General features: G+C 65.1%; 18 protein-coding genes and 1 tRNA gene. 11 read left to right on the top strand and 8 right to left on the bottom strand.

What is annotated here, in order from left to right:
• The first annotated feature begins 366 nt into the window (after positions 1–366).
• From QW861_RS00625 to QW861_RS00605, 5 genes are all read left to right on the top strand, one after another.
• The gene (locus tag QW861_RS00625) at positions 367–663 is read left to right on the top strand and encodes a hypothetical protein (RefSeq protein ID WP_316192582.1); all 297 of its coding nucleotides are present in this window, start codon (positions 367–369) and stop codon (positions 661–663) included.
• A 171-nt stretch (positions 664–834) separates the two neighbouring features.
• Complete coding sequence (locus tag QW861_RS00620; RefSeq protein ID WP_316192581.1) at positions 835–1398, top strand: hypothetical protein; 564 nt, start codon at positions 835–837, stop codon at positions 1396–1398.
• A gap of 441 nt (positions 1399–1839) precedes the next feature.
• Positions 1840–2145: a hypothetical protein gene (locus QW861_RS00615; RefSeq protein WP_315751619.1), complete on the top strand. Its 306-nt coding sequence runs from the start codon at positions 1840–1842 to the stop codon at positions 2143–2145.
• 564 nt (positions 2146–2709) lie between these two features.
• A complete protein-coding gene (locus tag QW861_RS00610; RefSeq protein WP_316172328.1) occupies positions 2710–3135 on the top strand; it encodes a helix-turn-helix domain-containing protein in 426 nt (141 codons plus the stop codon).
• Positions 3132–3989: an IS3 family transposase gene (locus tag QW861_RS00605; protein WP_316192580.1), complete on the top strand. Its 858-nt coding sequence runs from the start codon at positions 3132–3134 to the stop codon at positions 3987–3989. Before QW861_RS00610 ends, QW861_RS00605 begins: the two co-directional genes overlap by 4 nt.
• Positions 3990–4717: 728 nt before the next feature.
• On the opposite strand, the gene QW861_RS00600 is transcribed toward QW861_RS00605, so the two are convergent.
• The 4 genes from QW861_RS00600 to QW861_RS00585 form a co-directional block, all read right to left on the bottom strand.
• Entirely contained in the window at positions 4718–5896 is a 1179-nt protein-coding gene (locus tag QW861_RS00600; RefSeq protein ID WP_315751615.1) for a TylF/MycF/NovP-related O-methyltransferase, read from the bottom strand.
• Positions 5897–6330: 434 nt separating this feature from the next.
• Positions 6331–6406 (bottom strand) — tRNA-Lys (locus QW861_RS00595).
• 431 nt (positions 6407–6837) lie between these two features.
• Positions 6838–9543: a glycosyltransferase gene (locus tag QW861_RS00590; RefSeq protein ID WP_315751614.1), complete on the bottom strand. Its 2706-nt coding sequence runs from the start codon at positions 9541–9543 to the stop codon at positions 6838–6840.
• A 355-nt stretch (positions 9544–9898) separates the two neighbouring features.
• Complete coding sequence (locus QW861_RS00585) at positions 9899–10480, bottom strand: beta-1-3, beta-1-6-glucan biosynthesis protein (protein ID WP_315751613.1); 582 nt, start codon at positions 10478–10480, stop codon at positions 9899–9901.
• Between the two features lie 435 nt (positions 10481–10915).
• Here QW861_RS00585 and QW861_RS00580 point away from each other — a divergent pair, with 435 nt between their 5' ends.
• Positions 10916–12445, top strand: coding sequence for a beta-(1-6) glucans synthase (locus tag QW861_RS00580; protein WP_315751754.1), 1530 nt, complete (start codon positions 10916–10918; stop codon positions 12443–12445).
• On the opposite strand, the gene QW861_RS00575 is transcribed toward QW861_RS00580, so the two are convergent.
• Positions 12405–12785: a hypothetical protein gene (locus tag QW861_RS00575; protein WP_284416120.1), complete on the bottom strand. Its 381-nt coding sequence runs from the start codon at positions 12783–12785 to the stop codon at positions 12405–12407. The genes QW861_RS00580 and QW861_RS00575 overlap by 41 nt on opposite strands.
• A 108-nt stretch (positions 12786–12893) precedes the next feature.
• Positions 12894–14246, bottom strand: coding sequence for a hypothetical protein (locus QW861_RS00570; RefSeq protein WP_315751612.1), 1353 nt, complete (start codon positions 14244–14246; stop codon positions 12894–12896).
• A gap of 135 nt (positions 14247–14381) precedes the next feature.
• Here QW861_RS00570 and glmU point away from each other — a divergent pair, with 135 nt between their 5' ends.
• A complete protein-coding gene (gene glmU / locus QW861_RS00565) occupies positions 14382–15728 on the top strand; it encodes a bifunctional UDP-N-acetylglucosamine diphosphorylase/glucosamine-1-phosphate N-acetyltransferase GlmU (RefSeq protein ID WP_315751611.1) in 1347 nt (448 codons plus the stop codon).
• A gap of 9 nt (positions 15729–15737) precedes the next feature.
• Here the strand turns inward: glmU and QW861_RS00560 are convergent, their stop codons facing one another.
• Positions 15738–15965: a hypothetical protein gene (locus tag QW861_RS00560; RefSeq protein WP_315751610.1), complete on the bottom strand. Its 228-nt coding sequence runs from the start codon at positions 15963–15965 to the stop codon at positions 15738–15740.
• 229 nt (positions 15966–16194) lie between these two features.
• Between QW861_RS00560 and glmS the strand changes: the two genes are divergently transcribed.
• From glmS to QW861_RS00545, 3 genes are all read left to right on the top strand, one after another.
• A complete protein-coding gene (glmS, locus tag QW861_RS00555; RefSeq protein ID WP_315751609.1) occupies positions 16195–18021 on the top strand; it encodes a glutamine--fructose-6-phosphate transaminase (isomerizing) in 1827 nt (608 codons plus the stop codon).
• Positions 18022–18355: 334 nt separating this feature from the next.
• Complete coding sequence (locus QW861_RS00550) at positions 18356–18970, top strand: LysE family translocator (protein WP_316192579.1); 615 nt, start codon at positions 18356–18358, stop codon at positions 18968–18970.
• A gap of 194 nt (positions 18971–19164) precedes the next feature.
• Entirely contained in the window at positions 19165–19962 is a 798-nt protein-coding gene (locus QW861_RS00545) for a DUF502 domain-containing protein (RefSeq protein WP_315751607.1), read from the top strand.
• A 44-nt stretch (positions 19963–20006) separates the two neighbouring features.
• Here the strand turns inward: QW861_RS00545 and QW861_RS00540 are convergent, their stop codons facing one another.
• The gene (locus tag QW861_RS00540; protein WP_315751606.1) at positions 20007–20381 is read right to left on the bottom strand and encodes a VOC family protein; all 375 of its coding nucleotides are present in this window, start codon (positions 20379–20381) and stop codon (positions 20007–20009) included.
• A 281-nt stretch (positions 20382–20662) separates the two neighbouring features.
• On the opposite strand from QW861_RS00540, the gene QW861_RS00535 reads away from it, so the two are divergent.
• Positions 20663–22540, top strand: coding sequence for an autotransporter domain-containing protein (locus tag QW861_RS00535; RefSeq protein WP_315751605.1), 1878 nt, complete (start codon positions 20663–20665; stop codon positions 22538–22540).
• Positions 22541–22624 lie beyond the last annotated feature (84 nt).

Genomic DNA, 22624 nt, shown 5'->3' with positions numbered 1-22624 from the left:
TCGCCCCCATGAAACAGAGGGCGCGGGGAATGCCGGGTGAGGGCCTCACCCATGGCCCGCCTGCAGAAGAAAAAGCAGGCGGCAGTCACCACAGGTTCAGCCGGATCAACCCGGCATTCCCCGCGCGATGGTCTTCACGCTTATACGCGATCTCCCCGGTGTCCGGCTTGATAGCCACCGTCGCCCTCGGGGATCATCACCCCCAGGACTTGGCGCCAGCTTCGGGGCGCCAGGACCACGCGATTTCGCGTCCGCAAGGAGTCGTTCGTCCGCGCGCCTCAAGCACGCTGCGACCCGCCTGCGGCCACCGCATCCCGCGCCCAACGTCCGTGACGATCGCGATCCGCCCCTCTCGAGGAGCACGGGATGGGGACAGTCAATCATGAATTTCGGAAAAATGGAAGAGGAATATTTTTCAGAAGCGGACTGGACAGGGGTGATCGTGTTGAGCGGCCTGATGAAATAAGTTTGTCCGCGCATCCTCACAGCACATGTTGCTGGAAAGCGCAGCGCCGTCGCGCCATGATCCGGGAATGCCCACCGGTCACCGCAACCTGCGCGGGTACCGAACGCGCCGCCTTGGCATTGATCGCGAGGAAGGTCGTGGCGGAGCAACCGCGTCATGTTGATGACCCTGAATTCCCGCCGCTGGCGATCGTCTGATACATGACCACCGACGTATTTGATGCTGGGGGACGACAGCGACTGTGTCCTGTCGGCAACGTCATCGGTTTTTGATAGTCGCTCTATTCCCCCTAAGGTTGCGGCTATTGTTCCCCAGATCGGCCCCTGCTACCGCTAGTCAACAACAGTAGGGGTGCTGTGGGGGCTCAAATGGACTATTTGCGTTGGATGGCCACCTGGGTGGCCATCCTTGGAGGGGCGTGCCTTGGCGGGTGTGCTGCGCCGCTTGCGGTCAACAATGTGACCGACATCAGGTCCAGCACGGGCAGCCGAGGAATCGACGTCTACGAGCCGAAGCGCCGAACCGACGCAAGCGTGCCCGAGTTCGCGGGTGACCAGCTCGTGGAGGTGCGGACTTTTCACAATCCCGGCGGAGGAGGCGAGGTCGAGATGGCCGGGGCCTCCTGCTCACTGGAAGCCACCGGTTTCAGCGCAACCATGACGAGCCCCGCGAAGGTGCGCGTGCCGCTCTATCGCGGACAGTCGAGCACGCTTGCCGTGACCTGCCAAAAGCCCGGCTATCAAAAGCGGATGATCACGGTCGCGCCGTTCGATGCGACGCGCCAGGCTCGTCTGGCCAGCGGCGTCAACGGCGGGATCCTTGGTGCGGTCATCGTGGCAGGCATCGATGCGGCCGCCGACAACACGAAGAACGACTGGCGTTATCCCGTGGCGAAGGTCGTGCTGGAGGCCGATGCTGCCCCCGGCAGGTAAGGGACGGATCTTTCGTCATTGGCGGTTACGGTTGCGGTGACAGTGCATGAAACTGCCGCGCCAAGTAGCGAGGTCAATTTAGCGCACCGGAATTCTCGCTCAAGGCCGCCCGACCGGAGGCAGTCCCCGGGCCTGCCGCAAGCACTCGGTCTCAGACTGTCCGCGCCACCGGCAGTCGTCATACTTGATACTTGGCCGACAGGAGCGCGACCATCAGGACAGCGATCAGCACCATGCACGCCAATGCCTGACGATTGTCCGCCTTCATGGATGGCTCACGCCCGTCTAACCTGTCCCGGCGCGTCACGCTGGAAAACGTTGCGCCGTCGCGCCATGATCCGGCCGTGGCCGCATTTCATGCTGGCCGGCCGCTGCAACCTCGGCAGGCGCCACGCGTGGCGACGGCGCGTCGCCGGATACTGAACCCTGGAGTGGACGACCATGAGAGCCCTCGCGCTGATCCCCCTGATCGCATGCCTCGCCGGCTGCGGGATGGTCGACGCCGTTCAAAACGGACTTGCCTACAGCCGGGCTGTCGAAGCCGACCTCCTCGCCGAAACCGGCGTGCGTCCCGCAGTCGGCTTCAACTGGAACAACGGCACGCTGACGTCGGTCATGGTGACCTTCCCCAAGCTCTACACCGCCAAGCCGCTGTCGGAGCTGTCGGAGAAGGTCCGGGCCGCGGTGATCAAGGAATTCAAGCAGAGCCCGAAGCAGCTGGTGCTTGGGTTTGCGGTGAGCGGGTGAGGGGCTAAGGCAGTGCGGCCGCGTTACCTGACGTCGATGGAAGTTTAGTGCACTGTCACCGTAATCTGGCCGCTCCAAGAAGCACTCGGTCGGAGAAGCAGAATGTCGGAATGGCTGACGACCTATTGGCCCGCCATTCTGGTTGGCGTGGTGTTCGGAACACTCTTCTCGTTGGTCAGAATTCTTGCGCCGATTTGTCTTCAGCGCCGTCCTGTTCCTGATCGCCTACAAGGTGCTCGTCAACGCGATGGGGCATGCCGGGGCGCGATGGGATCATCAACTCGCCGGCGCCGCCCTGCTGGGGATCTTCGCCGGTTGCCTCGTGCGCCCTGGTGTCGCCCGAATGGTCAGGACATTCAGATCAACGGGACATGCCGGCCCGGAATCGTGATGACATCGCCGGTTGGTGCGGCGACAGTGCGTTCGATCCCCGCGCCGGCGCCATGCTGCGGAGCGACATCAATGCCAGGCATTCACGCCATGAGAGCCCTCGCGCTGATCCCCCTCATTGGATTACGGTGACAGTGCTGGACTGCCCCCCTGAAGTGAGACACGATAATCTCGGTGACAGGCATTCCGAGGATGACCTGTGGCAGCAAGAGGGAAGAAGCGTCAGTTCCGACGGCTTACAAGCTGAAGGCGATCAAGCGTGTCGAGCGAGGCGAAGGCGTTCTGCCTGTGGCGCGAGAGCTTGGGATATCGCGCAAGATCCTGCACGACTGGATCAAGGCCTGGAAGGCGCAAGGGCCCGACGGCTTAAACCGCAAGCCGGGACCGAAGCCCGGCCCCCGGAAGCTCAAAGCTCCAGCAACCTACGACGACAAGCGGTCCGCACTGGCGCTGGCGAATGCCCGCATCGTCGAACTCGAACGGCTGGTCGGCCGCCAGCAGATGGATCTCGATTTTTTTCGGCAAGCCTTGCGCGCATTGGAGCGGCCGGTAGCGCAAGGCAAACCCGCACCCGCATCGTCGAAGTCGTCCAAGCCATGACGTCGGAGACGACGGACTCCAATGCCGATGTGCAACGGCTCTGCCGCTTGGCCGGTCTGCCGCGCGCGACCTATTACCGGCATCTCAACAGACGCAGTCGTGAGGTGGCCGACTGCGAGTTGCGCGACCAGATCCAACGCATTTGCCTCAAGCATCCGTTCTACGGCTACCGGCGCGTGACAGCCACCATCAGGCGCAAAGGCATGGTCGTCAATGCCAAGAAAGTGCTTAGACTCATGCGCGAGGATAATCTTCTCGCGCAGCGTAAGGTGCCATTCCTGAAGCCGCTGGCAGAGCGGCCAAGGGACATTGTTGTCGTACCGAACCTCGTGCGTGGCTTGGTGCCGTCCGCTCCTGACCAGATCTGGGTCGCGGACATCACCTACGTCCATCTCGCCACGACCTTCGCCTACCTCGCGGTCATACTCGACGGGTTCTCGCGCAAGGCGGTTGGCTGGGCATTCGAGAGCACGCTCGATGCCTCGCTCGCAATCTCGGCATTGGAAAAGGCAACCGAGACCCGCAAGCCCGAGCGCGGCAGCCTGATCCATCACTCAGATCGCGGCGTGCAGTACGCCTCGATCGCCTATCGCCAGATCTTGGCGGATCGTGACATCACGATCAGCATGAGCAGACCTGGAAACCCGTTCGACAACGCCAAGGCTGAAAGCTTCATGAAGACGCTCAAGGCCGAAGAGGTTAACGGCAAGGCGTTCTCCGACATCAAAGACGCTCGTCGCCGGATCGATCGCTTCATCGCGGACGTCTACAACAAGCGACGCCTGCACTCGGCGCTCGGCTACCGATCGCCTCTTGAGTTCGAAGCCGCGTTCGCGCAAAACAAAGCACGATAGCACGTTGTGGCAACCGCTCTGTCACCGAGATTATCGTGTCTCACTTCAGGGGGGCAGTCCAGCACTGTCACCGTAATTCCGGACTTCGGTCGTCGCTTACTAATGGAAAGCTCTGGTCTGCCGTAACGAGAATTTGAAATCAAGATGATATCGAAGTTTGATCTCTATCAATGATGCAACTGCAAGCCGAATAAATGGTGGGTGGTGGAATTCGTATATTCTCTCGGGGGCGAAAGTGCGTACTTTTGGAATGATGCTCGTCGCAATCCTGCTGCTGCCGGCGACACTGACTATTACAGCGGCGGCTGAGCCGGTCAATAGTCGTGCTGAAACTTGGATTCTGGCCCAGCAAAGCAACAAGCAGGTGAGCACACCTACGCCAAAAGGAAAGTCATGCAGTCAGTCGTGCTCGAATGGAAGCAGCTGTAGCACTAGCTGCGATCCTGGCGAAAGAGCGGATTGCTACTGTAGCTCTATCAGCGGCGATGCCAAATGCGAGTGCACAAAATCAAAGAAACGGCTGCTGTCTATACAGAAAAAATGACGCGCCGAAATATCCCTGGACTACGAAGACGGAGCACCAAGTTGAACGATCGGTGCCCCCTCGGGAAAGGCGACGGCTAATATTGTGCACCGTCACCGTACTTCCCGAATTCAATAAATCAAGGACTGCAACGCTCGATTGTGCCTTGGATTGGCCGAACTAGCCAGTCGGCATGTGGACAACCTTACGCCGTCGTCATCCCAAAAAACCGCTTCACGGTGGCGGTGCACAAAAATGGAGCTATGAAGCGCCGCTTCCGGCGTACAGCCCCCGGCGCCGGTGGCGGCTTGATGATCAGGCCTTGCCCTGTGGGAAGCGCGAGAATGGCGACGCCATGCTGAGAGGCCCAAGCGTCGAATGCACGCTTCTGGGCTTCGTAGCGGACGAAACCATAATCGTCGAGCAGAACCGGGGCGCCGGGCTGGAGCTTGCTCCAGAAGTGGTCGATGGCCGCGATCTCGGGCGTGACGTTGTTCATGTCGATCGAGAGATAAGCGACGGCATTGATGTCGACGGTCGACAGGCTCGATGGGACACTGCCACGAATGATTTCGACGTTGTTGTATTCGGAGAAGTTGCGAACGGTATCCTCATAGATGTCGGTCTTGTACATCTCTCTGAAGTAGCCGAGGTTGCCGCTTGCGACCTCCTCATCGGTGACGAGGCGCTCGTCGACACCGGTAAACGTATCAAACAGAAAAAATCGACGTTGGAGGTTGTTCCAGTCGAGATAGTGCATGATCGAAGAGCTGAGCATGCCGCGACAGACGCCGCATTCGACGAAATCGCCGCCAAGGCTGACGCCGATGCTGGCGCACCACAGTGCAACATGCGTCCGCCAGAAATAGCGAGGCTCATAGCCCTCGGCGGCGGCGCCTCGTTCGTAGGCGGCGACGAAGCCGGGATCCCGCATGAAGTCATGGTTGTGCACGATCGCGGGATCGGTTCGCAGTCCGGCGTAGTCGTATACGGGTGTGTAGAGCCGGGGGCCGGCAACGTCCGGAGTCGAGGGCTCGCTCGAGTTGGTGCCGTCGTTCGCTCCGGCCAGTTGCAGCTTGAGTTTGATGAGCTCGGTCGACATCTCACGAAGCGCCAAACTCTCGCGCTGCAGGTTCTGGAGATAGCTGGCCGATACCGTCTCGGTCGGTTCGCTGGCTTGCGAATCCGGTGGGACTTGATCCTCACCTTCGTTGCCCAATCGCGCGGGATCGAGTTCGGCGGCGTCGTTCGGTCCTGCTTCGTTGTCCTGCTCGCTGGCATTGCGGGCCGACGAGACCAGCTGATGGAGCGTCGATTGGCGAATGAGTTGGAAGCCGACGCCGTTGAGCAGCCGGTTGATCACGGCGCCATAGCTTGCAGACATGCTGGCTCCACTGGCGCGAACGCCTAGCCAAAAAGGCCTTACTGGAATTCGATGAAAATGACTTGCGATACCTTTGGTTGTCGACCTTAGCACCCTGGTTGCGCAGACTGCAATTCCGGCAGACGCGGAGGTGCCGACATGATCGAGCTGACGCGCGGTGATTGGGCAGCTTCTTCGTGACATCGCCTTGGTGGAAGAGATCATGGAGACGTCCCGCCAGCTTCGCGCGAGCATCGTAGCCAAGGGAATGACTGAGGATCCAAAGCCGCGTGAGGATCGAGGGCGTTCGACTCATCGAGTATGAAATCGAGTTCCGATCGAGACGCATTCAGGCTGCCGCTTACGGGCGATCCAGGCCACGCATCGTCTTACCGATGTGCCGACGTGGCCAAGGGAGGCGTCTGCCAGGCTGACTATTCGATCGTTCGGGATCTTGGTGAGCGCGCCGGGACTCGAACCCGGGACCCCATGATTAAAAGTCACGTGCTCTACCGGCTGAGCTACGCGCTCGCTTCCAAGAAGCGGTGCGACGGCAGGGCCGTCACTGTCCGGATCGTCGGCAGGTCCCCATCGGAACGCTTTAGGCGTGGCCGTGGTTCACTGCGGCATGAGATCGGGGCGGCAAAAAACCCCGACCTTGGGCCGCATGCTGTCGTGGGCGCTGTGTAGGGGGTGGGTCCGTTCCGGTCAATAGGGCGGGCGGGGGAAACCACGGGAGATCGACGATCGTTTCGGGCGCGGCGATGACGGTGCCGTAGCCCGCCATGAGGCGCCGTCATGAGACGCCGTCGGCGCTCGAGAGAGCGGCGGCGGAGGCGACCTGCGGGGGCTCACGGGCCGTCGCGATGACCCCGGATGTCGCTGCCGCCTGCGCCCCCTCGGGCCCAGGCGTCCGCTCATCCGGGCTACGCGGCCTACGTTTCCGCAGGCCTCGCTCGGCGCTACGCCTTATCCGCCGCCTTCGTTGCCGCCGCGCTCAGCGGCGCCGGTTGCATTCCGGGCCCGGCCAGCTCGGGCACCCAGACCGGGCGCAGGCCGATCAGCTCGGCGGTGCGGACGGTGGCGTGGCGCCAGAACTCGAAGGAGTTGATGCGGGACATCTCCAGCAGCGCGATGGCGACCGCTGAGAGGAACGGCAGGCTCTCCAGGATCAGGACGGCGGCGAAGATGTAGAGCTCGGTGATGGCAAGCGTGTTGGTCACGATCAGGATGGTGGCGCCGATCAGGAGCAGGGCGCCGATCACGGCCTCCCAGAACGCCTGGAACTCGATCGACATCCGCGACAGGCCGCCTTTGGACGTGCGGGCGAACGCCAGGTGCTCGGTGATCAGGCCCTGCGCCACGGCGCGGCTGACCGTCCATTGCACTGACATCGCCGCGACCATCGCGCCCAGCATCTGCCACGGCTTCACCGCCACCCGCAGCCGGTAGAGGATCAGGAAGTGGGCAAGCGAGACCACGAAGGCGGCGAGGATCGGGATGGTCAGGATCTTGTCGGGAATGGCGATGCCGGCGAAGGCCACGATCGGCGTCCAGATCAGGTTGAGGATCGCGACCACGACGCCGAGGCTCTCGGCACCGAGCCAGTTGAGCCAGCCGAGCGAGAACTCGCGCTTCTGGTCCGTGGTCAGCCGGCTGTGGCCGGGCAGGAAGCGGCGCCAGTGCTTCTTGACGATCTGGAAGCCGCCATAGGCCCAGCGATGGCGCTGCTTCTTGAACGCCTCGTAGGTATCGGGCAGGAGGCCCTGGCCGTAGCGGGTGTTGGTGTAGTGGGTCTGCCAGCCGAGCTCCTGGATCGCGAGGCCGAGATCGGTGTCCTCGCAGATCGTGTCGCTCGACCAGCCGCCGGCCATGTCCATCGCCGCGCGCCGGATCAGGCACATCGTGCCGTGCACGATGATCGCGTTCTCCTCGTTGCGCTGAACCATGCCGATGTCGAAGAAGCCGGCGTACTCGCCGTTCATGATGTAGTGCATCAGCGACAGGTGCTCGTCGCGATGCTCCTGCGGCGCCTGCACCAAGCCGACGGCGGGGTCGGCGAAGGCCGGCACGAGGTCGGAGAGCCAGTCCGGCGTCACGACATAGTCGGCGTCGATGATGCCGATGATCTCGGCATCGACAGCGGTGCGCTCCATCGCGATGCGCAGCGCGCCGGCCTTGAAGCCCTTGACCTTCTCGGCGTTGATGAACTTGAAGCGCTCGCCGAGCATGCGGCAGTGATCCTGGATCGGCTGCCAGAACGCCGGGTCGGGCGTGTTGTTGATGATGCACACGACCTCGTAGTTCGGGTAGTCGAGGCGGGCCAGCGCATCGAGCGTCTGCTTCATCATGTCGACCGGCTCGAAATAGGCCGGCACGTGGATCGACACCTTGGGGCAGTAGCCCTCGGGCATCGCGGCGCGCTCTTGCGCGACCTTGTCGCGGGTCAAGAGGCGCCGCGGCTCGCGGCCGAAGGCGATCGCGGCGATCTCCTCGATGCGGGCCATCGCGATGAGGATCAGGGGAACCAGGAGGATCAGGCCGAGCGTCAGCGCGAAGGTCGAGCCCCAGACGAAATAGTGCACGTTCCAATAGGCGAAGACGTTGGAGACCCAGGCGCCGACGCCATGTGCCGTGATGGCGAGCATCATCGCCTGCAGCACGGTCGGCTGGCGCAGCCGCACGATCGGCAGCGACAAGAGCACGCCGACCAGGAGCGCGATGGTCGCGAGCTGCCAATAGTCGGGATTCACGATCGGGCCGGTCCAGGCGAATTTCGCCTCGCGCGCGGCGTTGAGGACGCCCCAGTACGGGCCGACGCCGCCTTCGAAATATTTCCAGGGCTGATCGATCGCCTCGACGATGTTGTATTCCATGCCGATCGAGGCGGCCTGGGCCAGAAAATTGCGCAGCACCTTCGCCTGCCGGAGCGGGCCGGGCACGGCGGGCCCGCGGTTGTCGCCGCTGCGGCTGTAGCCCTGGCTCGGCCAGCCGAACTCGGCGATCATGATGCGCTTGCCGGGGAACTGCTTCTTCAGGAGCTGATAGCGATCCACCGCCTGATCGACGGCCTGGTCGTCGGTGAAGAATTCCCAATAGGGCAGGACGTGCGCGGCGATGAAGTCGACATTAGCCGCGAGCTCGGGGTTGTCGCGCCAGGTGTTCCAGACGTCGCCGGTGGTGACGGGCACGTTGACCGACTTCTTCACGCGCTTGATCTTCTCGATCAGCTCATCGACCTTCTGGGTCGCCGTGAGGATGGTCTCGTTGCCAACCACGATGCCGATGACGTTGCTGTTGCGGCGGGCCAGGGTGATGGCCGACTGGATCTCGCGCTCGTTGCGGTCTGGATCCTTGTCGATCCAAGCGCCGAGCATCACCTTCAGCCCCGCCTCCGCCGCCAGCGGCGGCACTATCTCGAGGCCGCCGGTAGACGAGTAGAGCCGGATGGCCCGCGTCATCGTGGCGAGCTTCTTCATGTCGGCGCGGATGCGTTCCGGCGAGGCCACGGTGTTGGCGCCGGGAGCCCCGGTTCCTTCATGCGGATCGTAGGAGACGCTCTGCAGCAGGCCGGTAAAACTGGGGGCCTCCTGTTTGTCCTGCAGCAGTCCCCAGAGGGCGGCGTGCACAGCGGTGACGAGGAGCAGGACGGCGACAACGGCACGCATTGGAGGGGCAACCATTCCTAGGATCAAGTCAGCGGTGAAGCGGAGCGGTCGATCGCCGTTCCATCTCGGGTATCCGATGCTACCGGGATCACGTTCGCGGGCGACGTCCGACGACGAGCGGCGAAGGCGATCATTCTCACGCCGTCACAGCCGAAGGCCGCGACATCATATGTCATCCCAACAGAGCCCAATCCTGCTGAACGGTGCCTGAACCGGGGCGAGGCTCAGGCGCGCGTCGAGGACCTCGATCGTATCTCGGCCGTATCCTGCCACGTGATCGGAGCGCTGTCATGCCGCAGCCGCGCATGGCGCCTGGTCGTCGGGATCGTGCGTCCCGCCTGCCTTCAGGCGCCGGTCACTTCGCCGGAGGCTGCGCGGGCGAGGGCGATGCCTGGGGAGCGGGCTGCTGCGTCGGCGCTGGCGAAGCCTGCGCGGCCGGGGTCGAGGCCGGGCCCGGCGCAGGCGCCGCAGCCACCTGCGGCTTGGCGTCCGGATTGATCCAGCAGCCGTGGACGTGGTTGTTCAGCGAGTTCGGCATCTTCGGATCGATCTGCGGGATGAAGCGCGTCAGGCAGCGGAAGGCGGCCTGAACGTGGCCGCCGGGGCAGCCGAACCGGTCATAGAGATCAAGGTGGCGGAAGGCGGTATCGAGGTCGTCGTTGTACATCAACTGGACGACGCGGCGGCCGAGCCAGACGCATTCGGGATTGCCGGCCGGGCCGCCACTGAGCGCCTGGGACGCTTCGGTGAATTCGTCGGCCTTGCGCTGGTTCTCCTTCGACACGTCGGCCGGATTGGCCGCCTGCGGCTTTTGGTCCTGGGGATGGTCGCTGCCGCTCTGGGCGAGCGCGCCGGGCGCGCCGATGAGGAGCACGAGGCCCAGAGCCGCCGACAGGCGCGAAACCGAAAACTTGGAGTGGAGCACGCGTCGACCCATAAATTCCCCGATTGTTGCCTTCGTGCCGTCCCCTGACGGACGCAGTGTTGATGCCGATCAAATCAGCCCCGATTGCGGCGGGAGATTGATTCCGACTGTCGCAGAGCGTTCCTAACGGGCGCTTGCGCAGGGGCCCAATCTGGGTTGCGACGTTGCGACGGCCGGGGCCAACCGGGATTCCCAATGACCGGAATCTCGGATTTTGTCCAGCAACGTACCAACTTTCTCGCGTCATCGTAAAAGGGCGATGTGGAGCGGGTACGCCGGGAGCGCCGGAGGGCCCGATCGCCTACTTGGCAGATCGCCGCCGACCGGGTAATCGACACCACCCTGCCTGGAGACACGGAACTGAAATCCCTTCCTACGCCGCTGGCGCTTCTGCTCATATCCTTGGGTGTCATCGCCGCCGCGTGGTGGTGGCTGGCCCAGCCGATCATGCTCGCGCGCGCGCCGATCGAACCAGCTTCGAAGCTGCAGTGCGTGTCCTATGCGCCGTTCCGCGGCCAGCAGAGCCCGCTGGATCCGACCACCCATATCGACGCCGAGCAGATCGAGCAGGACCTGGTGCAGCTCGCCAAGATCTCCGAATGCGTGCGCACCTATTCGATCGAGAACGGTCTCGACCAGGTGCCGGGAATCGCCGCCCGCGTCGGCATCAAGGTGATCCAGGGTATCTGGCTCGGCTCCAACAAGCTGAAGAACCAGCAGCAGATCGGCGTCGCGGTCGACCTGATCAAGCGCTATCCGAAGGTGATCACGGCCGTCGTGGTCGGCAACGAGGTGCTGCTGCGCGGCGAGATGACATCAGCCGATCTGGCCGCGACCATCCGCGGCGTCAAGGCGCAGGTCACGATTCCCGTCACCTATGCCGACGTCTGGGAGTTCTGGCTGCGCAACCGCGAGCTCTACGACATCGTCGACTTCGTCACGGTTCATATCCTGCCGTACTGGGAGGACATCCCGGTGCGCGCGAAATTCGCCGCCTCCCATGTCGACGCCATCCGCCAGCAGGTCGGCGTCGCCTTTCCGGGGAAGGAGATCCTGATCGGCGAGACCGGCTGGCCGAGCGAGGGGCGCATGCGCGAGGGCGCGCTGCCGTCGCGGGCCAACCAGGCCCGCGTGGTGTCGGAGATCCTCAGCCTCGCCAAGCGCGAGAACTTCCGCGTCAACCTGATCGAGGCCTATGACCAGCCGTGGAAGCGCAAGCTCGAAGGCACGGTCGGCGGCTATTGGGGCCTGATCAGCGACGATACGCGGGCGCTGAAATATCCGCCGGGCGAGCCCGTCAGCAACTATCCGCTGTGGAAGCTGCAGATGGGCGGCGGCATGATCCTGTCGTTCGTGGTGTTCCTGGCCGGGTGGCTGACGGTGCGGCGCCGGCCCTGGCCGCCGCACGTCTCGGCCTGGATCGGGGTCGGGTTCTCCGCGACGACAGCGGGCGTGCTGTTCGGCATGGCCGCGGACAAGATGTTCTATGAGAGCCTCGGTGCCGGCGGCTGGCTGCATTGGGGGGCGCTGCTCGCGGCCGGCGTCCTGGCGCCGATCCTCAGCGCCAATGCGACGATGGCCGGGCGGCCGTTGCCGACCTTCCTCGACCTGCTCGGACCGAATGACGGCCGCAAGCAGTTGAAGATCACCTACCTGCTGGGCCTGGTCCTCGTCGTGACGGTGCTGATTGCGGCCGAGACGGCGCTCGGCTTCGTGTTCGACCCGCGCTACCGCGATTTCCCGTTCGCCAGCCTGACCATGGCGGTGGTGCCGTTCGCGATGCTGCTCGGCAATCGTCCGGCGCAGGGTCCCCGGCCGATCGCCGAGGCCAGCTTCGCCGGCCTGCTCGCGATCTCCTCGGTCTACGTGATCTACAACGAGGGCCGCGACAACTGGCAGGCGATGTGGACCTGCGCGATGTATCTGCTGCTGGCGTTCACGCTGTGGCGGGCGCGGGCCGCGCAAAGCCGAGGATGAGCAGGCCGATCGCCAGTCCCGACAGCACGATGTTGTAGAGCACGATGCCGAGGCCAGCGGCGATCAGCCCGCCGGTCAGCAGCACGATCGACGGCCGCATCACGTGCAGCACTGCGATCACCAGCGCCGTGGCGCCGAACACCGAATTCTTGAACAGCGTGGTCGCAACCGCCCGGCTCTTGCAGGCCAGCGTCTGCAGGCCGGCGTCGCAGGCGAGCGCGACGCTCGACAGCTCGATCGCCAGATAGCGCAGATAGAGGGCATAGCCGACGGTGACGAAGCCTATGATCAGGAGCCATTGCACCTGATAGGGCGAGAGGCGGAACGGGGTCTTTTTCATGCGCGGGACTATGCTGCGGAAAGGACGTGCGGACAAGCCGCAAAGCCGGTTCGCGGACTGCTTTCACAATCCGTCCCAACCGGCTTTGGCCGCACGTCGATTCGAGCCTCAGGAGCGGCGGAAGAACGACGACAGCGCCGACGGCTGTTCGGGCTTGGGCGCCTCTGCCGGCGGCGGTGCCGGCGCGGCCGCGGCCGGCGGCTCCTCGCGCTTGCCGTGACGCTGCTGCTGGGCCTGTGGCTGATACGTGCGCCGGCGCTGCACCGGCTTCTGGGCGGCAGCCGCGGGCGCGGCCGGCTTGGCCGCCTCCGGCTCCTCGCGGACCGCGAGGCGTTGGCCGTCATAGACGGTGGTCTCGCAAGCGCGCTGGCTCTCGGCGAGGACCGCGCAGATCTTCGCCGCCGTCGCCGCGTCGCCCAATGGGCCGGCGCCGAGCCGCAGTTGCATACCTGGACCGCTCCGGCCTTCCTTCAGGATGATGATCGGCCTGAGCAGGGCGAGGTCGGCATGGGTCTTCACGAGATCCCGCCACAGCGCCCGCAGGCCGCCGAGCGAGTTGGCTCCGCCGAGATCGACGGCGAATTCGGTCTTCTGGACCGCCGTGACCGCGGCGTCGGTGCTGTCACTGCCCTTGGCGCCGGCGGCCTCTGCGGGTTCGGCTCTTGCGAGCTTGTCGGTCTCGGCCGGCTTGCCGGCCGGGTCCGAGGCACCACCAGTCGGCTTGGAACCGGTCGCAGCCGGCGATGCGGACGAGGCTGACGGTGTCGGCGAAGGGGCGGAAGAGACCGGCGATGACGAAGCCCCCGATAGCCCGGCCGACATCGGCTTGGCCTGCTCCTGTTTCGTCTTGTCGGCGCTCGCGGCAGCCGGCGGGGTACTCGGCTGAGCCGGACTGGTTCCGGCCGCCCCGTTGGGAACCGGCATGAACGGCGACGCGTTCGCGTATGCGGGCAAGGGGCCGGGTGGCGGGGAACCCGACGGGGCCGCCACCGGGGCCTGGGACTCGACGGCAGCGATCTGTGGCGCGGGGGGCGCCTTGCTGCCGGGGGCGGGATTCGCGGTCGCCTGGGCGCTCTGCTTGGCCAGCGCGCCGGTCACCGAGTCCAATCCCTGCTCGAGCACCGTCACGCGCGCGTACAGCCGGTCGCGATCGGTGTTGAGCGTCTCGATGGCCGCGCCGAGCTGGCGCGCCTCGCCCTGGGTCTCACGGGCCAGCGACTGCAGCAGTTGCGCCTGGCGCGACAGATCGGCCGCGGAAACACGGTCCTGCCGCCATCCCTGTGCGGCCTGATTGGTGAAAACGGCCAGGCCGACGGCGCCGACGGCGCCAGCCCCCCACCAGCCGAGCCGCCACAGCGCGCGGCGATCGAACTCGTTCTCGTCAGCAAACAGTCCGGACAGAGTCGCGCCCGTCTTCTCAGCTCCATTCGTGCCGGCGGATTTGCGGGAGTCCCTAGCCATGAACCTGCCTTAATCGAATCACGAAGCGAACATTAACAGGAAAACCACCAGGGGCTTGAGCCGGTGCGGCTTGCCCCGCGCAGAAAACGCATTATGACAGCGCGACCTATGCGCTCCCTTCATCCCAGGTGTTTCATGACCGCTCGATCCAGTCTGACCATCGTGCTTGCGGCAGGCGAGGGCACCCGGATGCGCACGAGCGTGCCCAAGGTGTTGCATCCCATCGCCGGCGAATCACTGCTCGCGCACGTCCTGGCGGCGGCGCCGCATGGGGATGGCGCCAGCATCGCGGTGGTGGTGGGGCCGGGGCACGACGCGGTCGAGAAGGAAGCCAGGCGCCTGCGCCCGGATGCGGATATCTTCGTCCAGCGCGACCGGCTGGGGACGGCGCATGCGGTGCTGGCGGCGCGGCAGGCGATCGCGCGCGGCGCAGACGATCTGCTGGTCGCATTCGGCGACACGCCGCTGATCACGGCCGAGACGTTCGCGCGGCTGCGGGCGGCGCTGGCGCAGGGCGCAGCGCTCGCCGTGCTCGGCTTTCGCGCCGCCGATCCGACCGGCTACGGACGCCTGCTGCTCGACGGATCGAAGCTGGTCGCGATCCGCGAACAGGCCGATGCGAGCGAAGCGGAGCGGGCGATCACGCTGTGCAACGCCGGCGTGATGGCGATGGACGGCCGTCGCGCGCTCGCGATCCTCGACCGGATCGGCAACGCCAACAGCAAGGGCGAGTATTATCTCGTTGACGCGGTGGCGATCGCGCGCGAGCAGGGGCTCGACGCGGTCGTGATCGAGACGTCTGAAGACGAAGTGCGCGGCATCAACACCAAGGCGCAGCTCGCCGAGGCCGAGGCCGTGATGCAGACCCGGTTGCGCCGCGCGGCGATGGATGCGGGCGTGACGCTGATCGCGCCGGAGACCGTCTATCTCGCCGCGGATACGACGTTCGGCAAGGACGTGACTATCGAGCCGTTCGTCGTGATCGGCCCCGGCGTGTCGATCGGCGACGGCGCGGTGGTGCATTCGTTCTCGCACATCGTGCAATCCAAGCTCGGCCGCAACAGCCTGCTCGGGCCGTTCGCGCGGCTGCGGCCCGGTACGTCGCTCGGCGAAGGCGCCAAGATCGGCAATTTCGTCGAGGCCAAGGCCGCAGTGCTGGAGGCGGGCGTGAAGGTCAATCACCTGTCCTATATCGGCGACGCCCATGTCGGCGCCAATTCCAACATCGGTGCCGGCACCATCACCTGCAACTATGACGGCTTCAACAAGCACAAGACGAACATCGGCGAGGGCGCCTTCATCGGCACCAACACCTCGCTGGTGGCGCCGATCAACATCGGCGCGCGCGCCTATATCGGCTCAGGCTCGGTGATCACGCGCGACGTGCCCGACGATGCGCTGGCGCTGGAGCGCAGCCCGCAAACGACGCGCGAAGGCGCCGCGGCGCGCTTTCGGAATGCCAAGCAACGCCACAAGAAGTGAGCTGAAACATCAGCCTTCGTCGTCCTGGAACTCGGCGAACATCGCACGTGTCAAACGCCAGCCGCGGCGGGTGGCGTGCTTGACCGGCTCGTTGGTACGGTGCTTGATAGGCATCGGCTTGAGCTCGTTGCTCAAGGTCGGCGGCGGCCAGTGCGCCAGATGGCTCCCGGACGTCGGATGCGACAGGCTCAGCGGGCTGGTGCCCTTGGGATCAGTTGGGCGGCGGCTATAGGTCATGGCGTCCTCTCCGACGCGACAGTCTCTGCGCAAAAGCGTTGACCTGGCGTTAAGTGCGCTCCGAACTGGACCTCCGCATCGAACCGGAGTTGCCTGCAGGCCCTCGGTTAGGGCTCCCACTTAACCCTGTCGCAATCCGCAATAATTATTGAATCCTGAAAGCGCGCCGTTTTCGTTAAGACAATGCCACGCTTTTGAATCTCTCTCGACGATTTGGGGACTGGCGCTGATGTGCGGAATCATCGGGATCCTGGGACGCGGGCCGGTTGCTGCGCATCTCGTCGATTCCCTGAAACGTCTCGAATATCGCGGCTACGATTCCGCGGGCGTCGCCACGCTCGAGGGCGATCATCTGGACCGGCGGCGCGCCGAGGGCAAGCTGAAGAACCTCGAGAAGCGGCTCGAGCAGCAGCCGCTGAAGGGACACGCCGGCATCGGTCACACCCGCTGGGCCACCCACGGCAAACCGACCGAGAGCAACGCGCATCCGCATGCGACTGACAACGTTGCCGTGGTGCATAACGGCATCATCGAGAATTTTCGCGAACTACGGGCCGAGCTCGAAAAGCAGGGCGCCAAATTCGCATCCGAGACCGACACCGAGACCGTCGTCCATCTGGTCAATTCCTATCTGCTGAAGGGCCACACCCCGCAACAGGCCGTGGCTGCGTCGCTGCCGCAGTTGAAGGGCGCGTTCGCGCTGGCGTTCCTGTTCAAGGGCCACGGCAATCTCCTGATCGGCGCCCGCAAGGGCTCGCCGCTGGCGATGGGCTATGGCGACGGCGAGATGTTCCTGGGCTCGGACGCGATCGCGCTGGCGCCGTTCACCGATACGATCAGCTATCTCGATGACGGCGACTGGGTCGAGATCACCCGCGACGCCGGCATCATCCACGATGCAACGGGCGCGGTGGTGAAGCGCGAGGTGCTGAAATCCGGCGCGTCGTCGTTCCTGGTCGACAAGGCCAACTATCGCCATTTCATGGCCAAGGAAATCCACGAGCAGCCGGAGGTCGTCGGCCACACCTTGGCACGCTACGTCGACATGGGCACCGAGCGCGTGATGCTGCCGGCGCGGCTGCCGTTCGACTTCAAAGATATCCAGCGCATCTCGATCACCGCCTGCGGCACCGCAAGCTACGCCGGCTTCGTCGCCAAATACTGGTTCGAGCGCTTCGCGCGGGTGCCGGTCGAGCTCGACGTCGCCTCCGAGTTCCGCTACCGCGAGGCGCCGCTGCGCAAGGGCGATCTCGCCATCTTCATCTCGCAATCCGGCGAGACCGCCGACACCCTGGCGGCGCTGCGCTACGCCAAGTCGCAGGGCGTCCATACGCTCTCCGTCGTCAACGTCCCGACCTCGACGATCGCGCGCGAGAGCGAGATCGTGATGCCGACGCTTGCGGGCCCCGAGATCGGCGTCGCCTCGACCAAGGCCTTCACCTGCCAGCTGATGGTGCTGGCGGCGCTGGCGATTGCCGCCGGCCGCGGCCGCGGCGAGCTCTCTGAGGCCGACGAGGCCAAGCTGGTGCACGGCCTCGTCGAGGTGCCGCGGCTGATTGCGGCGGCGCTGACGGTCGAGCCGCAGATCGAGAAGCTCGCGCGCGAGATCGCCAAGTCGAAGGACGTGCTGTATCTCGGCCGCGGCACCTCCTATCCGCTGGCGCTGGAAGGCGCGCTGAAGCTGAAGGAGATCTCCTACATCCATGCCGAGGGCTATGCCGCCGGTGAGCTCAAGCATGGCCCGATCGCGCTGATCGACGAGACCATGCCGGTCGTCGTCATTGCGCCCTATGATCGCGTGTTCGAGAAGACGGTGTCGAACATGCAGGAGGTCGCCGCGCGCGGCGGCAAGATCATCCTGATGACCGATGCCAAGGGCGCCGAGGAGGCGACCGTGGACTCGCTGGTCACGATCATCATGCCGGACATGGCCGCGACGTTCACGCCGATCGTCTACGCCATCCCGGTCCAGCTCCTGGCCTATCACACCGCCGTGGTGATGGGGACGGACGTCGACCAGCCGCGCAATCTCGCCAAGTCGGTCACGGTGGAGTAGGCGGCGACGTCGCCTGGGATGCTTCGCTGCTGGAGCCAGCACCTTGTGGGCTCATGCCTCGCTCTCGTCACATCGTCATGGCCGGGCTCGTCCCGGCCATTCACGTTCTCCGGCGCGCTGAGAACGACGTGGATGCCCGGGCCGTCGCCTCGCCGAAGCGGCTTCGGCCGCGCAGGCGGGACGAGCCGGGGCATGGCCCGGAGTTAATTGCCGGATTTGGCGCAGCCCTGATTTTACCGACGACGCGCTTGTCATCGGATCCACAATCCGACATCAGCATGTCGCGACGACCCCGGCAGCGGATCGGCCGGTCCGCTTCCGGATAGGGATCCCGATGGCCCTCAACACCTGGCTGCTGTTCTTCGTCACGTCGGTGGGCATCTCCCTGACGCCCGGGCCGAACGGTCTGCTCGCCTTGACCCACGGGGCGCTGCATGGCGGCCGCAGGACATTGTTCACGATCGCGGGCGGCCTGATCGGCTTCATCCTCGTCATCGCGCTGTGCATGTTCGGCATCGGTGCGCTGGTGCAATCGTCGATCACCTGGCTTGTGGTCCTGAAGTGGGTTGGCGGACTCTATCTCGCCTGGCTCGGGATCAAGCTATGGTTCGCGCCGCCGGTGGGCGTCGATCTGACCGGCCAGATCGTGGCGGCCCGCTCGCACGTGCTGTTCCGCCAGGGCTTCCTGACCGCGGCGACCAACCCGAAATGCCTGCTGTTCTTCAGCGCCCTGCTGCCACAGTTCATCGACCCCGATCGCAGCCTGGCGGTGCAGTTCGCCGTCGTGGCCGTCACCTATACGGTGACCGAGTTTGTCACCGAATGCGCCATTGCCAGCGCGGCGGCCCAGGTTCGTCCATGGCTCGCCCGGGTCGGGCGGCGCTTCAACCAGGTCTGCGGCGGCATCTTCGTGGCGGTCGGCCTGGCCCTGCCGCTGCGTAGCGCCTAGGGCAGCGCGTTTGCCCTTTTGAGTGGCTCCTCGCCGCAGCAGGGATTGAAATCGACGCCTTGCGCGTTGACTTGGTGCCCGGCTGCCGGGCCACAGGTCAGCGGCAAAGCGCGCATGTGTCGGAAAGAGGGCCTTCGCCCTTCAAAAATCTGCTAAGACCCCTAGGTGAGATTTGATCCGACCCGGAAGTTCGCATGAGTTCCCGCGACGACCTGCCGCCTGAGACCGATCCCTTGGCCGATGCTCCGGCCGAGACGCCCCACCATGGGCTGATGTTCCGGTTTCGCAACTATTTCCTGACCGGCCTCGTCGTCGCCGGTCCCGTTGCCATCACGCTCTACATCACCTGGTGGTTCGTGACCTGGGTGGACGGGCTGGTCCGGCCGTTCGTGCCGCTGGTCTATCGTCCGGAGACCTATCTGCCGTTCGGCGTGCCCGGCTCCGGCCTGATCGTGGCCGTGATCGGACTGACGCTGCTCGGCTTCCTGACGGCCAACCTGATCGGCCGCACCCTGGTCGACCTCGGCGAGCGGCTGCTCGGCCGCATCCCGGCGGTGCGCGCGATCTATCGCGGCCTCAAGCAGGTGTTCGAAACGCTGTTCTCGGGCAAGGGATCGAGCCTGCGCCGTGTCGGGCTGGTCGAGTTTCCCTCGCCCGGCATGTGGTCGATCGTCCTGATCTCGCAGCCGCCGAGCGCGGAGATTTCGAGCCGGCTGCCCGGTGACGACGAGCAGATCTCGGTGTTCTTGCCGTGCGCACCGAACCCCACCACCGGCTTCTTCTTCTATCTGCCGCGGAGCAAGATCATCGAGGTCGACATGAGCGCCGAGGACGCGGCGACGCTGATCATGTCCTGCGGCGTGGTGCAGCCGGGATCGGACCAGCAGAAAAAGGTCGCGGCGCTGGCCAACATGGCCAACGCCGCGCGCCTCGCCAACACACCCGCGCAACCAGCGCCGCACCGCGAGCCCGAGCCGGCCAAGGCGGACTAGGCTGAAAGGCCGACTGGCGCGAAAGGCCAGCCACCGCGGAAGAGCTAGGCCGCATCCTGCGCAACGAACACGCGCAGGCGATGCCCGTCCGGATCGAGCGCGACGAACGTCGTTCCGAAATCCATCCGTGTCGGCGCCTGCGCGATCGAAAGTCCGCGCGCCTTCCAGTCGTCGTGCAGCCGCTGGACCTCGCCGGCATCGCCGACCGCGAACGCGACCTCGCCGAAGCCTGCGGCGCCCGTCGCTGGCGGCTCGACCGTGTGCCGCGACCACAAGCCCAGCATGACGCCCTCGCGCAGCGGCAGCATGGCGAACGTCGGCGATTGTTCGACCGCGGGCCGCCCGAGCAGATCCGCATAGAAGGCCGCGCTCCTCGGCGGGTTGTCGACATAGAGGATAAGAAAATTGAAGTCGGGCATCATCGTCTCTCCGGTGGCGGCGCCGGTTGCGGCGCTTCAGCCACACGACTAGCCGAGCCCTCTGCCAGATTCTGTCAGCAGCCTTCGTGAGCATGGTCGGTGGCGGTCCGGTCCGCCCAGCGGGCAAACGTGCGCATCGCGGCGCTTTGCACTGCATGATGATGCGCGGAAAGCACAGCCACGGATGTCGTCGTTCCTACAACCAGCGGGCGGTGGTGTTTCGAATGGTCACCATGGAAACATCGGGCAAACAAAAGTAGGGCGTTGGGGAGGCGCGTAGGATGCCTGTGAGTAGGACGACATCGTTGTGTGCGGTCGCGCTGTCCGCGGCGTCCCTGCAACTGACCGCGCCGGCAGCGGCCCAGACCACCTATACGCGCATTCAGGCTTTTGGCGACAGCTACGCCGACACGGGCAATCTCTGGACCTTCACCGGCGGCGCCGGCAAGCTGCCGCTCTATCCCACCGGTCGCTTCAGCGGCGGCACGAATTTCGTCGACACGACCTCGGCGCTGCTCGGCATTCCCCAGCTCAACTACGCGATCGGCGGCGCCATGGCGGGCGATACCAACGTGGTGGCGCCGGGCATTCCCGGCTTCTTCCAGGAATGGAGCGGACTGACGGGCTTCTCCGGCAGGATCTCGTCGACAGACCTGGTCGAGATCTCGGTCGGCGGCAACGATGCGCGGGCCTATTACCGCGCCGGCGGCTCGCTCGCTGGCGCGCCGACGGCCGCGGCCGTCACGGCCCAGCAGGCCATGGCCGGCATCAACGCGCTGGTCGGGGACGGCGCGCGCAGTATCGTGTTCACGGCCGGCGATGTCAGCACCTTGCCGGAGGCCGTTGGCAACGCCAATGCCCCGGCCGGCAAGGCCTACAGCACGACCTACAACAGCCTCATGCAGCAGTCGCTCGCTGGCGTCGCGCGCTCGGGCGTGCGTGTCGAGTACGTCGACACCGGACTGATCGGCACGCTGATCCAGGCCAATCCGTCGCGCTATGGCTTCACCAATGTCGGCTCCTGTCCGATCGCCTGCATCGGCAATCCTGCGCTGCAGAACCAGTATCTGTTCTACGTCGATGGCGTGCACCTGACGTCACACGGCTTCGAGGTGCTGGGGCAGTACATCGTCAACCGCCTCAACGCGCCGCTGACCTTCGCGCCGCAAGGCGAGGTGGGGTCGATCACCGCGATGGGCTTCGCCTCGACCCTGTTCGGCAAGCTCGACATGTTCCGCGAGACCGCGGGCTTTGCTCCGTCGACGATGAACGCCTATGGGGCAATGGGCCGCCCGCCCTACACCAAGGCGCCGCCGCTCGCGCCGGTCAGTCCATGGTCGTTCTACATGCAGGGCAATGGTGGCGTCAGCGACCGCCAGGGCAGCGCCGCCTCGAACGGCTTCAATCTCGACAGCATCGGCGGCACCATTGGCGTCGAGTACCGGCTGTCGGCGAACACCATGATCGGTACCGCCTTCGACTATTCCAATCCAAAGGCGAGGCTGTTCAACAGCGCCGGCACCACGGATGCCAACTCCTATCAGTTCGGCCTCTACGGGGCCTGGGCCAGCAGCAGCCTGTTTGCCGAGGGCCTGGCGACGATCGGCCATCAGGACTATCGCAACACGCGGCCGGGCGTGGTCGACACCATCACCTCCAATCCCGGCGGCACCACCTTCGTCGCGGCCGGCAAAGCCGGTTACCTGTTCGATGCAGGCGGGGCGAAGCTCGGCCCGATCGGCGGGCTGACCTATGCCCGCGCCCGCGTCGACGGCTTCACTGAGACCGGCGATCCTGCGCTCACGCTCGCGGTCGGCTCGCAGACCGCCGAGACCCTGATCGGCAGCGTCGGCGTGCAGCTGCGCACCCCGTTCCAGGTGCAGGGCAACGTCATCAATCCGTACCTGAACCTGACGCTCGATGACGACATCATCGGCAACGGCCGCCTGATTCAGTACAACGCGACCTCGGCGCCCGTCATCGTCAATAACTGGACGGTTCCGAACGGCACCTCGCACAACGTCTACGGCCGGGTGAGCGCCGGCGTCGTGGCGCCGTTCTGGAGCAATGTGGCGCTGACGGTGAACGTGTCGCGCACGATCGGACGCACGGGTGGCGACGATTTCTTCGGCAGCGGAGGCTTGAAGATTGCGTTCTGAGGTCTGCCGCGGCGGTCAGCGTTCTCGGGGGCTCTGAGGGGAGCGTTGACGTTGCGGCCAAGGCGAGGGCAGCCCGGAAGGGCT

The organism is Bradyrhizobium sp. SZCCHNRI1029, assembly GCF_032487555.1.
GTDB lineage: Bacteria > Pseudomonadota > Alphaproteobacteria > Rhizobiales > Xanthobacteraceae > Bradyrhizobium.
This window is presented reverse-complemented; position numbering and strand designations above follow the sequence as displayed.

What these genes read in the sequence shown, in the direction of transcription:
- QW861_RS00570 (WP_315751612.1), bottom strand. Translation starts at nt 14,246, where the DNA reads ATGGCTAGGGACTCCCGCAAATCCGCCGGCACGAATGGAGCTGAGAAG.
- QW861_RS00600 (WP_315751615.1), bottom strand. Translation starts at nt 5,896, where the DNA reads ATGTCTGCAAGCTATGGCGCCGTGATCAACCGGCTGCTCAACGGCGTC.
- QW861_RS00615 (WP_315751619.1), top strand. Translation starts at nt 1,840, where the DNA reads ATGAGAGCCCTCGCGCTGATCCCCCTGATCGCATGCCTCGCCGGCTGC.
- QW861_RS00560 (WP_315751610.1), bottom strand. Translation starts at nt 15,965, where the DNA reads ATGACCTATAGCCGCCGCCCAACTGATCCCAAGGGCACCAGCCCGCTG.
- QW861_RS00580 (WP_315751754.1), top strand. Translation starts at nt 10,916, where the DNA reads ATGCTCGCGCGCGCGCCGATCGAACCAGCTTCGAAGCTGCAGTGCGTG.
- QW861_RS00625 (WP_316192582.1), top strand. Translation starts at nt 367, where the DNA reads ATGGGGACAGTCAATCATGAATTTCGGAAAAATGGAAGAGGAATATTT.
- QW861_RS00605 (WP_316192580.1), top strand. Translation starts at nt 3,132, where the DNA reads ATGACGTCGGAGACGACGGACTCCAATGCCGATGTGCAACGGCTCTGC.
- glmU (WP_315751611.1), top strand. Translation starts at nt 14,382, where the DNA reads ATGACCGCTCGATCCAGTCTGACCATCGTGCTTGCGGCAGGCGAGGGC.
- QW861_RS00585 (WP_315751613.1), bottom strand. Translation starts at nt 10,480, where the DNA reads ATGGGTCGACGCGTGCTCCACTCCAAGTTTTCGGTTTCGCGCCTGTCG.
- QW861_RS00535 (WP_315751605.1), top strand. Translation starts at nt 20,663, where the DNA reads ATGCCTGTGAGTAGGACGACATCGTTGTGTGCGGTCGCGCTGTCCGCG.
- QW861_RS00590 (WP_315751614.1), bottom strand. Translation starts at nt 9,543, where the DNA reads ATGCGTGCCGTTGTCGCCGTCCTGCTCCTCGTCACCGCTGTGCACGCC.
- QW861_RS00545 (WP_315751607.1), top strand. Translation starts at nt 19,165, where the DNA reads ATGAGTTCCCGCGACGACCTGCCGCCTGAGACCGATCCCTTGGCCGAT.
- QW861_RS00540 (WP_315751606.1), bottom strand. Translation starts at nt 20,381, where the DNA reads ATGCCCGACTTCAATTTTCTTATCCTCTATGTCGACAACCCGCCGAGG.
- QW861_RS00620 (WP_316192581.1), top strand. Translation starts at nt 835, where the DNA reads ATGGACTATTTGCGTTGGATGGCCACCTGGGTGGCCATCCTTGGAGGG.
- QW861_RS00550 (WP_316192579.1), top strand. Translation starts at nt 18,356, where the DNA reads ATGGCCCTCAACACCTGGCTGCTGTTCTTCGTCACGTCGGTGGGCATC.
- glmS (WP_315751609.1), top strand. Translation starts at nt 16,195, where the DNA reads ATGTGCGGAATCATCGGGATCCTGGGACGCGGGCCGGTTGCTGCGCAT.
- QW861_RS00575 (WP_284416120.1), bottom strand. Translation starts at nt 12,785, where the DNA reads ATGAAAAAGACCCCGTTCCGCCTCTCGCCCTATCAGGTGCAATGGCTC.